Annotated in this window: 12 protein-coding genes, 1 tRNA gene and 1 pseudogene; 3 read left to right on the top strand and 11 right to left on the bottom strand. The window is 69.9% G+C overall.

What is annotated here, in order from left to right:
• Positions 1 to 83 precede the first annotated feature (83 nt).
• The 11 genes and pseudogenes from yjfF to ACH4DZ_RS29425 all read right to left on the bottom strand — a co-directional run.
• The gene (gene yjfF, locus ACH4DZ_RS29475) at positions 84 to 1,106 is read right to left on the bottom strand and encodes a galactofuranose ABC transporter, permease protein YjfF (RefSeq protein WP_398290419.1); all 1,023 of its coding nucleotides are present in this window, start codon (positions 1,104 to 1,106) and stop codon (positions 84 to 86) included.
• Positions 1,106 to 2,206 carry an ABC transporter permease gene (locus ACH4DZ_RS29470; RefSeq protein WP_398290418.1) on the bottom strand — a complete coding sequence of 367 codons (1,101 nt, stop codon included), beginning with the start codon at positions 2,204 to 2,206 and terminating at the stop codon, positions 1,106 to 1,108. Before ACH4DZ_RS29470 ends, yjfF begins: the two co-directional genes overlap by 1 nt.
• Positions 2,203 to 3,741, bottom strand: a complete 1,539-nt coding sequence (locus ACH4DZ_RS29465; RefSeq protein WP_398290417.1) for a sugar ABC transporter ATP-binding protein — start codon at positions 3,739 to 3,741, stop codon at positions 2,203 to 2,205. The genes ACH4DZ_RS29470 and ACH4DZ_RS29465 overlap by 4 nt, the downstream gene beginning before the upstream one ends.
• A 95-nt stretch (positions 3,742 to 3,836) precedes the next feature.
• Positions 3,837 to 4,847 (bottom strand): ABC transporter substrate-binding protein, encoded by a 1,011-nt coding sequence (locus ACH4DZ_RS29460; protein ID WP_398290416.1) that lies wholly within the window; start codon positions 4,845 to 4,847, stop codon positions 3,837 to 3,839.
• 165 nt (positions 4,848 to 5,012) lie between these two features.
• A complete protein-coding gene (locus tag ACH4DZ_RS29455; RefSeq protein WP_398290415.1) occupies positions 5,013 to 6,059 on the bottom strand; it encodes a LacI family DNA-binding transcriptional regulator in 1,047 nt (348 codons plus the stop codon).
• A gap of 522 nt (positions 6,060 to 6,581) precedes the next feature.
• A tRNA-Pro gene (locus ACH4DZ_RS29450) sits at positions 6,582 to 6,655 on the bottom strand.
• Between the two features lie 159 nt (positions 6,656 to 6,814).
• Complete coding sequence (locus ACH4DZ_RS29445; RefSeq protein WP_398290655.1) at positions 6,815 to 7,681, bottom strand: MurR/RpiR family transcriptional regulator; 867 nt, start codon at positions 7,679 to 7,681, stop codon at positions 6,815 to 6,817.
• A 35-nt stretch (positions 7,682 to 7,716) separates the two neighbouring features.
• Positions 7,717 to 8,658 carry an ABC transporter substrate-binding protein gene (locus tag ACH4DZ_RS29440; protein WP_398290413.1) on the bottom strand — a complete coding sequence of 314 codons (942 nt, stop codon included), beginning with the start codon at positions 8,656 to 8,658 and terminating at the stop codon, positions 7,717 to 7,719.
• A gap of 106 nt (positions 8,659 to 8,764) precedes the next feature.
• Positions 8,765 to 9,454: an ABC transporter permease gene (locus ACH4DZ_RS29435; protein WP_398290412.1), complete on the bottom strand. Its 690-nt coding sequence runs from the start codon at positions 9,452 to 9,454 to the stop codon at positions 8,765 to 8,767.
• The gene (locus ACH4DZ_RS29430; protein ID WP_398290411.1) at positions 9,451 to 10,116 is read right to left on the bottom strand and encodes an ABC transporter permease; all 666 of its coding nucleotides are present in this window, start codon (positions 10,114 to 10,116) and stop codon (positions 9,451 to 9,453) included. The genes ACH4DZ_RS29435 and ACH4DZ_RS29430 overlap by 4 nt, the downstream gene beginning before the upstream one ends.
• A gap of 221 nt (positions 10,117 to 10,337) precedes the next feature.
• Positions 10,338 to 11,495 (bottom strand): annotated as a pseudogene (locus tag ACH4DZ_RS29425) (ABC transporter ATP-binding protein); the annotation flags it as partial.
• Positions 11,496 to 11,614: 119 nt separating this feature from the next.
• Between ACH4DZ_RS29425 and ACH4DZ_RS29420 the strand changes: the two are divergent.
• The 3 genes from ACH4DZ_RS29420 to ACH4DZ_RS29410 all read left to right on the top strand — a co-directional run bounded on the left by ACH4DZ_RS29420 (position 11,615) and on the right by ACH4DZ_RS29410 (position 15,146).
• Positions 11,615 to 12,625, top strand: a complete 1,011-nt coding sequence (locus ACH4DZ_RS29420; protein WP_398290410.1) for an ornithine cyclodeaminase family protein — start codon at positions 11,615 to 11,617, stop codon at positions 12,623 to 12,625.
• An 89-nt stretch (positions 12,626 to 12,714) separates the two neighbouring features.
• Positions 12,715 to 14,244: a histidine ammonia-lyase gene (gene hutH, locus ACH4DZ_RS29415; RefSeq protein WP_398290409.1), complete on the top strand. Its 1,530-nt coding sequence runs from the start codon at positions 12,715 to 12,717 to the stop codon at positions 14,242 to 14,244.
• Entirely contained in the window at positions 14,241 to 15,146 is a 906-nt protein-coding gene (locus ACH4DZ_RS29410; RefSeq protein WP_398290408.1) for an amidohydrolase family protein, read from the top strand. The genes hutH and ACH4DZ_RS29410 overlap by 4 nt, the downstream gene beginning before the upstream one ends.
• Positions 15,147 to 15,213: the final 67 nt, after the last annotated feature.

Raw genomic sequence — 15,213 nt, 5'->3', positions numbered from 1 at the left:
CCCCCTTTGCCCAGTTCCCCGCGCCCCTGGGTACCTGGGCGCGCGGGGAACTGCGCGGCCCGCCCCCACGGGGCGAAAAGCCCCTACGCCTTGCGTCGGGACGTCATCGTCCGTTGGATCAGGATGAACGCGCAGAGCAGTACACCCGTCGCGATCTTCGTCCACCACGAACTCAACGTGCCCTCGAACTGGATCAGACTCTTGATCAGGCCCAGTACCAGGACACCGAACAGCGTGCCCACCACATAGCCCGACCCGCCCGTCAGCAACGTGCCGCCGATGACGACCGCCGCGATCGCGTCCAGTTCGAGCCCGGTCGCGTGCAGCGGGTCCCCGGACTGGATGTACAGCGTGAACAGGAGCCCCGCGAGCGCGGAGCAGAACCCGCTCATCGTGTACACCGCGATCTTCGTACCGCCCTGCGGAAGCCCCATCAGCAGCGCGGACTGCTCGTTGCCGCCGATGGCGTACACCCGGCGGCCGAACCGCGTGTAGTGCAGGACGTAGAAGGCCGCGGCCAGTACCACCAGCGAGACGATGGCCCCGATCGAGAGGAACCCGCCCCCCAGGGACACCTGGGCCTGGGCCATGCTGCTCACCGAGGAGTCACCGATCGAGATCGACTCCTTGCTGATGACCAGGCACAGGCCACGGAAGAGGAACAGGCCGGCAAGGGTGACGATGAAGGGCTGGATCTCGAAGTTCTGGATCACGTAGCCCATCAGGAAGCCGCCGAAGGCTCCCACGGCCAGGGCCATGGGGATGACGACCAGGAGCGGCAGGCCCTGACGCTCCACCAGCCAAGCCGTGAACATGGTGGTGAAGCCGATGACCGAGCCGACCGAGAGGTCGATGCCGCCGGAGAGGATCACGAAGGTGGCACCGACGGCCGCGACCAGCAGGTAACTGTTGTCGATGAACAGGTTCAGGAACACCTGCGTCTCGGCGAACCCGTAGTTCTGGTATCGGCTGAGGCCGACGGCGTACATCACGAGGAAGAGCCCGGCCGTCACCAGGACGGGCAGGCGCCGGTCGGCGAGGACGCGTGCGGCTCTGCCCGGCGCACGGCTGTCCGGCGCCGCGGGCTTCCGGGTGGTCGTGGTCATCACGACACCTCCATTTTGCGTACGGTCTCGGGCGTCGCGGCGGCGTCCGCCGGGGCCGCGGCCTGCTTGGCGTCCCCTTTGCCGCCGAAGCGACCGCCGCCGAACACCTTGGCGCGGAACTTCGGGGACTGCATCAGGCAGACGATGATGACGACGGCGGCCTTGAAGACCAGGTTGGTCTGGGTGGGCACGCCGATGGTGTAGATCGTGGTGGTGAGGGTCTGGATGACGAGCGCGCCGACGACCGTGCCACCGATGGAGAACCGGCCGCCGAGCAGCGACGTACCGCCGATGACGACGGCGAGGATCGCGTCCAGCTCGATCCACAGACCGGCGTTGTTGCCGTCCGCGGCCGAGGTGTTGGAACTGATCATCAGGCCCGCGATCCCGGCGCACAGCGCGCAGAACACGTACACCATGATCTTGATGCGGCGGGAGCGGATGCCGACCAGGCGGCTGGCCTCGGCGTTGCCGCCGACCGACTCGACGAGCAGGCCCAGCGCCGTGCGGCGGGTCAGTGCCACGGTGACGGCGACCACGGCTGCCACCACGAAGATGGAGAAGGGCAGCGTCAGCCAGTAACCGCCGCCGATCAGCTTGTACGGCTCGCTGTTGACGGTGATGATCTGGCCGTCGGTGATCAGCTGGGCGACACCGCGGCCGGCGACCATGATGATCAGGGTGGCGATGATCGGCTGGATGCCCATCCTGGCGACCAGGAAGCCGTTCCAGAGGCCGCAGACGACCGCGGCCACCAGGCCGATGCCCATCGCGAGCAGCACTCCGGAGAGTGCCTCCTGGTCGGCCTGGTCACTGATGTACGAACAGGTCAGGGCGCCGGTGATGGCGACCACCGCGCCGACGGACAGGTCGATGCCCCCGGTGGCGATGACCAGGGTCATGCCGACGGCGACCAGGATCAGGGGCGAGCCGAAGAGCACGATCGAGACGAGGCTGCCGTAGAGGTGGCCGTCCGTCATCCTGATCGAGAAGAAGTCGGGTGTGAAGGGGACGTTGACGAGCAGCAGGATGACCAGCACGGCGACCGGCCAGAACAGGTGATGACGGGTCAGCGCTCGCCATCGGGGTGTGGTGGTCACTGGTGCTCTCCGCTCGCGATGGTCTCCAGGATCCGGGTGGGGGTGATCTCGGGCCCGTTGGCCAGCTGGGCCACGAGCTTGCGGTCGCGCAGCACGCCGATGGTGTGGCTGAGCCGCAGGACCTCCTCCAGTTCGGCCGCGATGTACAGCACGGCCATGCCTTCCTCGGAGAGGGAGACCACCAGCTTCTGGATCTCCGCCTTGGCGCCGATGTCGATGCCGCGCGTCGGCTCGTCCAGGATCAGCAGCTTCGGCCGGGTGATCAGCCAGCGGGCGAGCAGCACCTTCTGCTGGTTGCCGCCGCTGAGTTGGCCCACCCTCGCCTCGGGGTTGGCCGGCCGGATGTCCAGGGCCTTGATGTACTTGGCGACGAGTTCGTCGCGCTGGGCGACCGGGATGGGCCGGGTCCAGCCGCGGGTGGCCTGCAGCGCGAGGATGATGTTCTCCCGCACGGTCAGGTCCGGTACGAGGCCTTCGGTCTTGCGGTTCTCCGAGCAGAAGGCGACGCCCGCGGCGATGGCGTCGTTCGGGGCGCTCATCGAGACCTGCTTGCCGCCGATGGTCACCTTGCCGGTGTCCGGCTGGTCGGCGCCGAAGAGCAGCCGGGCCAGCTCGGTGCGGCCCGAGCCGAGCAGTCCGGCGAGTCCGATGACCTCGCCCTTCTTGATCTCCAGGTCGAAGGGGGCGATGCCGCCGGCCCTGCCGACGCCGTCCGCCGTGAGCAGCGACTCCCCGACGTCCGCGTGGAGTTGGTGGTCGTGCAGCTCCTCCAGCTGGTCCAGGGCCTTGCCGATCATCAGCTGGACGAGGCCGACCTGGTCGAGGTCGCGGACCATGTGCTCGCCCACGAGGGCGCCGTTGCGCAGGACGGTCATCCGGTCGCAGACCTCGTAGATCTGGTCGAGGAAGTGCGAGACGAACAGGATCGCCACGCCCTCGCCCTTCAACCGCCGCATCAGGGCGAAGAGTTCGAGCACCTCGTCGCGGTCGAGGCTGGAGGTCGGCTCGTCGAGGATCAGCACCTTGGTGCCCGACCCCGAACCGTCGCTGTCCCCGGTCCCCACCGCCCGTACGATCGCGACCAGTTGCTGCACTGCTAGGGGGTACGAGGACAGCGGGGCCTCGACGTCGATGTCGAGGCCGAGCCGGTCGACCAGCTCGGCGGCCTCGCGGCGCAGCCGCTTCCACTGGATGCGGCCGAAGCGGGTGGGTTCGCGGCCGATGAAGATGTTCTCCGCCACCGACAGGTTGGGGCAGAGGTTGACCTCCTGGTAGACCGTGCTGATCCCGGCCTGCTGGGCCTGCGACGGGCTGTGGAACCGTACGGACGTGCCGTTCAGGGTGACGGTGCCGCCGTCCAGGGAGTAGACCCCGGTCAGCACCTTGATGAGGGTGGACTTGCCGGCGCCGTTCTCGCCGAGCAGGGCGTGGATCTCGCCGGGGAAGAGCCGGAAGTCGACACCCGACAGAGCCCGTACCCCCGGAAACTCTTTGACTATGCCCGTCATCTCCAGGACGGGCAGCGGCTCTGCCATGGCAGCGCTCCTCATGGATATTCGTTCAGGCCCGCAGGGAGCCCCCTTGGACGGAGGCTCCCTGGCGGTAGGTGCGGTCGGTCGGTGTACGCCGGTCAGTACTTGCGGGTCGGGAGGGCTTCCTTGGCCTGCTCCTGCAGGAAGTCGCCCTCCTTGGTCTTGATCCGGCGCTCGACCGTCTCGCCGTCGTTGACCTTCTTCACGAGGTCCATCAGCTGCGGGCCGAGCAGCGGGTTGCACTCGACGATGCCGTTGATCTTGCCCTCGGACATCGCGACGAAGCCGTCCTTCACGCCGTCGACCGAGACGATCAGGATGTCCTTGCCGGGCTTCTTGCCGGCCGCCTCGATGGACTGGATGGCGCCCAGGGCCATGTCGTCGTTGTGCGCGTAGAGCACGTTGATGTCCGGGTTGGACTGCAGGAAGGCCGCCATGACCTGCTTGCCGCCGGCCCTGGTGAAGTCGCCGGTCTGGCTGACGACGACCTTCCAGTCGTCCTTGTGCTCGGCGTCCATGATCTCTTTGAAGCCCTTGGCGCGTTCGATCGCGGGGGCGGCGCCGGTGGTGCCCTCCAGCTGTGCGATCTTCACCGCGCCCTTGTGGCCGGCCTTCTCCAGGACCTTCTCCAGCATCTTGGCCGCGCGGCGGCCCTCGTCGATGAAGTCGGAGCCGATGAAGGAGACGTACAGGGAGTCGTCGGCGGTCTCGATGGAACGGTCGGTGAGGATGACCGGGATCTTCGCGGTCTTGGCCTCCTTGAGCACCGCGTCCCAGCCCGTGACGACCACCGGCGAGAAGGCTATGACGTTGACCTTCTGGGCGATGTAGCTGCGGATCGCCGAGATCTGGTTCTCCTGCTTCTGCTGGGCGTCGGAGAACTTGAGGGTGTAACCGGAGTCCTTGGCCGCTGCCTTGACCGACTTGGTGTTGGCGGTGCGCCAGCCGCTCTCGGAGCCGACCTGGGCAAAGCCGAGAGTGATCTTCTTGCCGCCGCCGCTGCCGGAGTCGGAGCCGGAGGAGCCCTCGTCCTCCTTGGCACAGGCCGCCAGGCCGCCCGCGGCCGCCACGCCGACCGCCGCGGTGAGGAAGTTCCTTCTGTTGAGCATGTTCTTCTCCTTTGAAGAGCCGGCCCTGAAGGGCCTGCTGGTACTCGTGCTGCTCGCCGGAACACGTCCCACCATGTCCAGCATGTCGATCATCGTTCGAAATATCGGTCATACAGGGGCGGGTGGGAAATGGCCTTCGAGGTGGTGCGTCACGCGGGCAGGGCTTCAGACAGGTGGGGCGCCCTGGTCGGAGGTGTACGGGAAAGTGCTGGCGCGGACGACGAGTTGGGGCTCGATGGCGATCCGGAGTGCCCCTGACGGCTCCCGGCCCTCGATCAGGTCCAGGAGCAGGGCGATGCTGCGCTTTCCGACCGCCGCGAAGTCCTGCCGGACGGTGGTGAGCGGTGGCGCGAAGAACTCCGACTCCGGAATGTCGTCGAAGCCCGCCACCGCCACGTCCTGCGGAGTGCGCACCCCCGCTTCCCGCAGGGCGCGCAACACCCCCAGCGCCATCTGGTCGTTCGCGACGAAGACCGCGGTCAGCCCCCGGCCCAGCCAGCCGGCCAGTTCCTGTCCCGCCCGGTAGCCCGACAGCGGACTCCAGTCCCCGCGCAGGACCAACGGCGGTTCCACGTCCGCCGCTTCGAGGGTGTCCCGCCAGCCCGCGGCCCGGTCGGCGGCCTCCTGCCAGTCCTCGGGTCCGGCGAGGTGCCAGACCGTACGGTGGCCGGCGGCCAGCAGGTGACGGGTGGCAAGGCGGGCACCCTGATGCTGATCCACGTTCACGCTGGGGATCCCCACGCCTGGCCCGCTGCCCACGGTCACCACCGGGAACGGGTGACGCAGTCCCGCGAGGGCCTCGACCGCCGACCGCTGCGGGGCGATGGCGACGACTCCCTCCACCCCGCCCTCGCTGAGGTGGTCCAGCGCCTCGGCCAGTTTCTCGACGGTCAGCTCGCGCAGGCTGACCGTGGAGACGAGGTAGCCCTCGGCCCGTGCCGCCTCCTCAAGTGCGAAGAGGGTGCTGGCCGGACCGTAGAGCGTGGTGTCCGAGGCGACCACACCCAGGGTCCGGGTGCGGCGGGTGACCAGGGCTCGTGCGGAGGAGTTCCGGCGGTAGCCCATCTCCTCGATCGCGTGCAGCACCTTGGCCCGAGTCTCGTCCCGCACATGGGGGTGATCCCCCAGCACACGGGAAACGGTCTGATGGGACACGCCCGCCAGTCGCGCGACATCGGCCATGGTGGGCGGCCGAAGCTGGGATTGTGCCATGCCGCACCTCCTTGGCGGTCGTGTACCGAGAATTTCCTGTGCCGGACCTGTGTCGGGCCCCGGATGTCGGCCGGTGATTGCGGAGGTCATTGTGAGCGCTAACAATTCATGCCGGTCAAGGGGGCCGACAGCAGGAGGCACGTCACGTTTGAGTAACGCACCGGAAGCGCACGGTTGCGGAGCGGTGGCGGTCCCGCACAGATGCGGCGAAGGTATTGACGGGCTGTGACCGCGGGCCTAGATTTCGGCACCGAAACCTCGAACTCCGAACGAAATACCGGACGTTGGCGCATCGGCGCCGCTGACGGGCCGACAGCCGACTCGACATGCCGACATCACCAACTCACCTGAGGGGCAAGGCGGTCAGTGTGCTCGGGTGATACAGATCAGCGTCGTCGACGACGGCCCGGACACCGAGCGGCACGGACACCGGGCGGCACGCCCGGCGACTGAACGGGCCGCCGGACCCCCGAACACGAGAAAGGGGCCACCCGAAGGTGACCCCTGCCTGCGACGTTTCCGTCGGGACGACAGGATTTGAACCTGCGACCCCTTGACCCCCAGTCAAGTGCGCTACCAAGCTGCGCCACGTCCCGATGCGCCTCGCCGCGGTGAACCGCGTGAAGACGCAGGTGAACCTTACCGCACGCCGGCCGGCCGACGCCCGGGCCTGCCAGGTCGCCCCCGGGCCGTCGGGGCTGATCGCGCCGTCCAGGTCCAGGCTGATCGGGCCACTCGGTCCGTCGGTCGGTCAGTCAGTCGATGAACAGACCCCGCGCCGCGGCCCGCGCGTCGAACTCCTCCAGGCGGGCCTGGGCGTCGGGAATGGCGTCGCACATCACCTGCAGGAGGACCTGCCCCAGGAGCATGGGGGCGCTCACCGTGTCGAAGACCAGGCCGGTGCCCACGGCGGCCGGCAGCAGCAAATCACTGTGGGCGGCCACCGGGGCGAACGTGCCGTCGGCGATCGTCACCACGGTCAGCCCGGCGTCCCGGGCATGGTCGAGCGCGGCCAGGAGCTCCGCCGGGTGGCGCGGCAGCGCGAAGCACAGGAGCGCGCTCGCCCCCGCGTGACGGGCCGCGTCGAGCCGGTCGGCCAGCAGCGATCCGCCCTCGTCGAGCAGGCGCACGTCGGGGTGCACCTTCGCCGCGAAGTAGGCGAAGCCGCGCGCCTGGGCGGCCGAGGCGCGCAGCCCCAGCACCGGCAGCGGCCGGGAGGCGGCGAGCAGCCGGCCCGCGTCCTCCACCGGCCCGGGGTCGGCCAGCAGGGACGCCAGCTGGAGCAGATGGTCGACCTCGGCCCGTACCGCCTGCTGGTAGGGGTTGGCCGGCCGTGTGTCCACGGCCGGCCCGGCGGGTACGACGTCCCGCAGATGTCTGCGCAGCGCCGGATATCCGTCGAAGCCGAGGGCGACCGCGAACCGGGTCACCGACGGCTGGCTCACCCCGGCCAGCTGGGCCAGCTCCACGCTCGACAGGAACGGCGCGGCTGCCGTCCGGCGGACCAGACAGTGGGCGATACGCCGTTGGGTGGGCGTCAGGCGGCGCCCCTCGAAGAGCTGGTGCAGCCGCGTGGGCGCCACCGCCCCGAAGGACGCGCCGCCGTAGGCGCCCGCACCCACTCCCTCCGTGTCGCTCACCCCGGTCCCCGTGCGGGTCAGCCCGCGAGACCGGCCGACGTCAGCCACTCCTTCGCGACGTCCGCGGAGTCCTCCTTGTCGTTGCTGATCTTCTTCATCATGTCCAGCAGGTCATCGGTGGTGAGCTTGGCCGAGATGGCGTTGAGCGCCGACTTGGCCTTGTCGTTCACCGCGGACTTGTAGACGAGGGGGGTGACGTTCTGCGAGGAGAAGAGGTTCTTCGGGTCCTCCAGGACCACCAGCTTGTCCTCGACGATGGCGGGGTCGGTCGTGTACAGGTTGGCGGCCTGCACCTTGTCGTCCTTCAGCAGCTTCAGCAGGGTGCTTTGGGCGCCCGCGTCCAGCGGCTGGAACTTGCCGAACTCGACGCCGTAGACGTCCTTGAGACCGACCCCGCCCTGGGTGCGGGTCTTGAACTCGGAACCGGCGCCGATGGTCAGGTCCTTCGCGACCGGCTTGAGGTCGGCCAGGGTCTTCAGCTTGTACTTGGCGGCGGTCTCGGCGGTGACCGTGACCGAGTCCTTGTCCTCGGCCGCGGCGGAGTCGAGTATTTCCACCGACTTGGGGAGCTTCGCCTTCAGCTCGGCGTTGACCTCCTCCGTACCGGTGGCGGTGCTCTTCTTGTCGACCGCCGTGGACAGCAGGGCGCCGTTGTACTCGGGGAAGACGGTGATGCCTCCCTTGACGACCTGGTCGTAGTAGACCTCGCGGGCGCCGATGTCGAACTTGCGGGTCACCTTCAGCCCCTTGTCCTCCAGGGCCTGGGCGTAGATCTCGGCGAGCAGCTGGTTCTCGGGGAAGTTGGCCGAGCCGACGACGATGGCCTTGCCGCCTCCGCTGTCGCCGCTGCTGCCCGTCAGCGGATTGTCGTCGCTGTCGTCACTGCCTCCGCAGGCGGTGAGGGTCAGGGAGAGCGCGGCGACAAGGCTGAAGGCGGCGGTGCGGTACGTGGCTTTCATGGATGTTCCCTTTCTCAGGTACGACTCAGGTACGGCTCGGGCTCGGGTCTTTGGTGGAACTCGGGTGCGGCCTGCGCGCGGTCCGGGTGCGCGGGAGGCCCGTGGGTCATGACTTGGCCGCCGCGGGCCTCAGCCCCGGCGAGACGACGGCGCGCCGCAGCGCGGTGAAGACGGCCTGGACGACGAGCGCCAGCGCCACGACGACGGCGGAGCCGCCGATGACCAGTTGGTAGTCGTTGCGGGAGAGCCCGTCGACGATGTAGCGGCCCAGACCGCCGAGACCGGGGTACGCGGCCACGGTCGCCGTGGCCACCACCTGGATGGCGGCGACGCGCAGGCCGAGCAGGATCAGCGGCATCGCCATCGGCACCTCGACCTTCAGCAGGACCTCCCAGCCGGTCATGCCCATGCCTTTCGCGGCGTCCCGGGCGTCGGGGTCGACACCGCGGACCCCCTCGAAGGTGTTGATGAGGATCGGCGGGACGGCCAGTGCCACCAGGGCGACCAGCACCGGAGCGGTACTGAGTCCGGCGAGGGTGACCACGAGGACGACCAGGCCGAAGGTGGGGATCGCGCGGGCCAGGTTGGCGACGGTGGCGACGGCGAACGCGCCGCGGCCGGTGTGACCGACCAGCAGGCCGAACGCCAGCCCGATCAGTGTCGCGAAGAGCAGCGACAGACCGCTGTAGGTCAGGTGCTCCGCGAGCCGGTGCGGGATGCCGTCGTCGCCGTGCCACTGCGCGGACGACGTAAGCCACTCACCGACGAGCTGGATCTGGTTCAGGAGATCGTTCACGCCTTCGCCCCCTTGCCGCGGGCCCACGGTGTGAGCAGCCGCTGCGCCAGGACGAGAGTTGCGTCGGTGACGAGGGCCAGCAGCATGATCAGTACGGTCGCGGTGATGATCGGGGTCGGGAAGTCGAGCTGGAGGCCCCGGGTGATGTAGTAGCCGAGGCCGCCCTGGCCGATCAGCTGCCCCACGGCGACGAGGCTGATGGAGGAGACCGCGGCGACCCGTACACCGGCGACGACGACGGGCACGGCGATCGGCAGTTCCACCTGCACGACCCGGCGGACCGTGCTGAATCCCATCGCGGTGGCCGCCTGCCGTACCGGATCGGGCACCGAGGCCAGTCCGTCCACGACGTTGGGGATGAGCACCGACAGTGTGTACAGGGTCAGCGGGATCATGACCGTGCGTTCGGTGAGCCCCGTATAGCGGACGAAGATCATGAACAGGGCCAGCGACGGGATGGAGTACAGGACGTTGGCCGCGGTCAGGGTGGGCGGGTAGACCCAGCGGTAGCGGTGGCAGAGCATGCCGAGCGGCACGGAGATGATCAGTCCGAACAGCACCGGCAGGAGGCCCAGCCGCAGATGGACCCCGGTGTAGTGGGCCAGCTCACCGACGTGGTCGCCGATCCAGACCCACCGTATGAGCGGCTCCCCGTCCCTCATCGGTCCCCACCGCCCGTGCTGTCCTTCTCCACCGGGCCACCCTCGTCGGCGTCGCTCTTGGTGAGCTTCGTCGCCGAGGCGGCTGGTGCGGCCGGTGCCGCTGGTGCCACTGGTGCCACTGGTGCCACTGGTGTGACCGCTTCGGCTGCTGCCTCGCCCTCGCCCTCGGCCGGGGCACCGGCTTCGGCAGCCGTAGCCTCAACCGTGCCGGCAGTCGGTCCGGCAGCCGTGCCGTCAGACGCGCCGGCAGCCGTACCTTCAGCGGTGCCGGCTGTCGTGGCGGCGCGCGTCGAGGCCCCCGCTATCGCGGCGGACAACTCATACGCGTCCGCGACCCCCGCGACCGCGCCCTGCGCGTCCACTCCCACCGCCAGGCGGGAGGGGGACAGCAGGGCCGCGTCGAGGGCGGCCCGTGCGGAGTCGCCGACCAGGGCGAACGTGTGGCCGAGCGGGGCGAGCGCCGCGTCCGCCAGCGTGCCGCCGGGCGGCAGGTCGGCGACGGCGGCCCAGCCGAGGGGCCGCCGGGCGGCGTCGACGGCGAGCACCCACGGCTCGCCCAGGGAGCGGGCGTCGGCGACGGGAGCCGTCACCGGCAGCACCGGGCCCTCGCGCAGCGGCAGACCGGAGGCCTGCACGAAGGAGAGCCGGCGGATACCGCGGTCCTGTCCGACGAAGTCGGCCACGAAGTCGTCGGCGGGGTGCGCGAGCAGCCGCTCAGGGGTGTCGAACTGCGCGAGCTTGCCGCCCGTGCGGAACACCGCGATGTGGTCGCCCAGCTTGATGGCCTCGTCGATGTCGTGGGTGACGAAGACGATCGTCTTGTGCAGCTCCTTCTGCAGCCGCAGGAACTCCGCCTGCAGCTCGCCGCGCACGATGGGGTCGACCGCGCTGAACGGCTCGTCCATGAGCAGTACGGGCGGGTCCGCGCCCAGCGCCCTGGCCACCCCGACGCGCTGCTGCTGCCCGCCGGAGAGCTGGTACGGGTAGCGCTTGGCCATCGTTGCCGGCAGCCCCACCAGTTCCAGCAGCTCGGCCGCGCGCGAGCGGGCCTTCTTCTTGCCCCAGCCGAGCAGCAGCGGCACGGTCGCGACGTTGTCCAGGATGGTTCGGTGCGGGAAGAGGCCGGCGTGCTGGATCACGTAACCGATGCCCCTGCGCAGTTCGGGGGCGGCCACCTCCCGTATGTCCTGGCCGTGCAGGCTGACCGTGCCCGCCGACGGCTCCACCATGCGGTTGACCATCCGCAGCGTCGTGGTCTTGCCGCAGCCCGAGGGGCCGACCAGGACCGTGAGGCCGCCCTCGGCCAGCTCCAGGGACAGTGCGTCCACGGCTGTGGTGCCGTTGGGATAGTTTTTGCTCACCGCGTCGAATCTGATCAAAGCTGCCCCTTACCCGACTGCATATCGTCATGCAGAGTTGTTCGTGACTGAATTTCAGTCAATCCCCTTTTGTGAACGGGGCGTTACGTTCGTCCGAAGAAAGCGAGAGGACGCCCGGAATGACCGCTCTTGACCCCGTTTGGTTCACGTTCCTGAACGGTTCCGACATCGAACAGCTGGAACTGAGCGACATCGAAGTACTCGATGCCGTCGAACAGGGACTGCTCGCCCAGGGTCACGGCGAGACGGTTATCGAACCACGGGTGCATCTCACGCCCGACCCCGCCTTCAACGGCCACTTCAACGTCCTGCGTGGTTATGTCGCCCCGCTCGGCATGGCCGGAGTCAAGATCGTGGGCGACTACGTCGACAATTACAAATCCGGTCTGCCCTCCGAGATGGCTCTGCTGAACCTCTTCGACCCGCGTACGGGCATGCCGCTGGCCGTGCTGGACGCGACCACGATCACCGAGATGCGGACCGGCGCGCTCACCGCGCTCGGCGCACGGCACCTGGCGAGAAGTGACTCCAAGGTGCTCGGTCACATCGGTGCCCGCGCCACCTCGTACTGGAACGTCCGGCTGCTCGACCAGATCTTCGATCTCGACGAGATCCGCGTGCACTCGCGCCGCCCGGAGAGCCGCGAGGCCTTCGCGAAGCGGCTGGAGGACGACCTCGGCAAGCCCGTGATCGTCACCGACGACTGGAAGTCGTGCGTCGAGGGCGCGGACATCGTCGTGGAGGCCTCCCGGCTGGAGCGGCCCGAGCCCCTGCTGAGGACGGAGTGGATCGCGCCGGGCGCGCTCGTCGTCCCCTACGGAACGATGAGCGCGGTCGAGCTCTCGCTCACCGACATCATGGACAAGGTCGTCGTCGACGACTGGGGCCAGTGCCGGTCCGGGCCCTTCGGTGCTCTGCGCGCGCACGTCGAGTCGGGCCGGCTCAGCGAGGCGACCCTGCACGGCGAACTGTGCGAGATCGTGGCCGGCGACAGGCCCGGCCGTGAACGGTCCGACGAGACGATCCTCTTCTGGCACCGCGGCCTGTCCCTGTCCGACATCGCCCTGGGCGCGGCCGTGCTCGCGAAGGCCGGGGAGCGCGGGCTCGGACAGAAGCTGCGGTTCTCATGACGGGCCCCTACCCCGCGCGATCCGAAGCAGTGATCGAACCGGTGCCCGAATCGGAGAGCGGATCGGGGAGCGGATCGGGGAGCGGATCTGTGACCGTGGACGGACGCTCCCTGTCCTGCGCGGACGTGGCCGCCGTCGCCCTGCGCGGTGCCCGGGTCGTCCTCGCGGACGAGGTGCTCCCCCGGCTGGCGCGCGAGCGCGCGATGGTCGACGACGTGGTCGACCGCGAGGTGCCGACGTACGGACTGACGACGGGACTCGGCAGCCGTTCGTCGTACGCCCTGCCGCGTGACGAACTCGCGCGGTTCAGCGTGCGTACGGTACGCGGCCGGGCCAACGCGGTCGGGGACCCGCTGCCGGCCTCCGTCGTACGCGCCGCCCTGATCGCCCGCGTCAACGGTCTGGCGGCCGGCGGCAGCGGGATCAGCCCGCGGATCCTGCCGCTGCTGGTCGGGCTGCTCAACCGACGCGTCCACCCGCTGGTCCCCGAGACGGGGTCGATCGGCGCCTCGGACCTGTGCCAGATGGCCCATGTCGGCCTCGTGGTCATCGGCGAGGGCCGCGCCGAACTCTCCGGCAAGGTGCTCGACGGCGCTGCGGCCCTGCGTTTGGCCGGGCTGTCCCCCGCCGAGCTGGGCCCCAAGGACGGGCACGTGCTGTGCAGCGCGAGCCCGCTGGCCGCCGGCCACGGCGGGCTCGTCCTGCACGAGGCGGCCACCGTCCTGCTGCTGGCCCAGACGGTCACGGCGCTCACCTTCGAGGGCTTCCGGGCGAACACCAGCCCCCTGGACGCCCGGGTCCTGGGCCTGCGTCCGGCCCCCGGACAGTCCCGGGCGGCGGAGCAGCTGCTCGCTCTCCTGGCCGACGGCGATCTCACGGATCCCCTCCACGCCCGCCGGGTCCAGGACCCGATCAGTCTGCGCTGCGCGGCCCAGGTGCACGGAGCGCTGCACTCCGCGCTCGACTTCGCCGGCGCGGCACTGGATCCCGAGCTGAACGGCTGCGGCGACAACCCGGTGGTCCTGGCCGCCGCCGACGGTGTACCCGGCGAGATCCTCTCCTCCGGCAACTTCCACACCCCGGCCCTCGCCCTGGCCTTCGACACCCTCGCGCTGGCCCTGGCCCAGACCGCGGCGGTCTCCGCCGAGCGCATGCGGCGCCTGCTCAACCCCGGGCTCAGCGGGCTGCCCGCCAACCTCTCCCCGTACGGTCCGGAGCGTTCGGGCTTCGCGCCGCTGGCGAAGACGGCGCAGGCGCTGGTCGCCGAGATCCGCTTCCTGTCGGCGCCGGTGAGCACCGACCCCCGGCACGGCGCGGACGGTGTCGAGGACGACTCGACCAACGCTTCGTTCGGGGCGCGGCGGCTGTCGACCGTGCTCGTCCGGCTGCGGCAACTGCTCGCCGTGGAGGCCGTGACCGCCGCACAGGCGGTGGACCTGGCCGCGCCCACCACGCTCGGGCGGGGCCCCGCCCTGCTCCACGGGGCGATCCGCGAGCTGGTCCCGCCCCTGGACGAGGACCGGCCCTGCGGCGTGGACGTGGACCGGGTGAACGATGACATCCTGGGGTCCGACGAGGTACGGAACGCCCTGCGTGCCCTGACGGAAGAAGCCTCGTGACCAACGTCGACGTACACCAGCATCTGTGGACCGGCTCGTTCGTCGCGGCTCTGCGGGCGCGCACCGAGCCGCCGTTCCTGGACGGCTGGACGCTGCACACGGCCGGTGAGCCGCCCTACGAGGTCTCCCCCGCCGACCACGACATGGCCCGGCGGGCCGAACGGGCGGTCGCCGACGGCCTGGGCAGAGCGCTGATCTCGCTCTCCTCCCCGCTGGGCGTGGAGTGGCTCCCCTCCGCGGAGGCGCGCCCACTGCTCGACGCGTACCACGAGGACGCGGCGGAGCTGCCCCGCCCGTTCGGCGCGTGGGCCGCCGCCGGTGTCCGCGACATCGACGAGAAGACGACGGCCGGGTACCTGGACCTGGGTTTCGCGGGCCTCCAGCTCCCGGCGAACGCCCTGACCGACGCGGCGGGTTACGCGCGCTGCGCCCCGCTGCTCGACCTGCTGGCGGACCGGAACCTCCCCCTGTTCATCCACCCGGGCCCGGCCGCCGACACCGCTCCGAGGCCGGGATGGTGGCCCGCGATGGTGCCGTACGTGCAGCAGATGCACGCGGCCTGGTTCGCGTTCCGGGCGTTCGGCCGGCCGCGTCATCCGCGGCTGCGGGTGTGCTTCGCGCTGCTGGCCGGTCTGGCGCCCCTGCACGGCGAACGCTTCGTGGCCCGCGCCGGGGCGGAGGGCCACAAGGAGATCGACCCGAACGTGTTCGTCGAGACCTCGTCGTACGGTCCGCGCGCGGTGGACTCGATCGTCCGCGCCCTCGGCACCGACGCGATCGTCCAGGGCTCGGACCGCCCGTACGCCGACCTTCCGCAATCCCCGGGCTTCGGCCTGGGCGGAGCAGCGGCCTACGCCTTCCGCATCACGAACCCCCGCCGCCTACTGACGGGCGAGGGCTGACGCCCCGCCCCGAAGGGGCACGGTGAACCGCGCGCCCAGCCCAAACGCACCCGCAGACAGACAACCG

The sequence above is a fragment of the Streptomyces sp. NPDC017991 genome, assembly GCF_044328075.1.
Lineage (GTDB): Bacteria > Actinomycetota > Actinomycetes > Streptomycetales > Streptomycetaceae > Streptomyces.
The sequence above is the reverse complement of the archived record's forward strand: the minus strand, read 5'-3'. Positions and strand labels throughout refer to the sequence as shown.

Coding starts and splice junctions, on each gene's coding strand:
- yjfF (WP_398290419.1), bottom strand. CDS start 1,106: ATGACCACGACCACCCGGAAGCCCGCGGCGCCGGACAGCCGTGCGCCG.
- ACH4DZ_RS29465 (WP_398290417.1), bottom strand. CDS start 3,741: ATGGCAGAGCCGCTGCCCGTCCTGGAGATGACGGGCATAGTCAAAGAG.
- ACH4DZ_RS29460 (WP_398290416.1), bottom strand. CDS start 4,847: ATGCTCAACAGAAGGAACTTCCTCACCGCGGCGGTCGGCGTGGCGGCC.
- ACH4DZ_RS29455 (WP_398290415.1), bottom strand. CDS start 6,059: ATGGCACAATCCCAGCTTCGGCCGCCCACCATGGCCGATGTCGCGCGA.
- ACH4DZ_RS29440 (WP_398290413.1), bottom strand. CDS start 8,658: ATGAAAGCCACGTACCGCACCGCCGCCTTCAGCCTTGTCGCCGCGCTC.
- ACH4DZ_RS29430 (WP_398290411.1), bottom strand. CDS start 10,116: ATGAGGGACGGGGAGCCGCTCATACGGTGGGTCTGGATCGGCGACCAC.
- ACH4DZ_RS29420 (WP_398290410.1), top strand. CDS start 11,615: ATGACCGCTCTTGACCCCGTTTGGTTCACGTTCCTGAACGGTTCCGAC.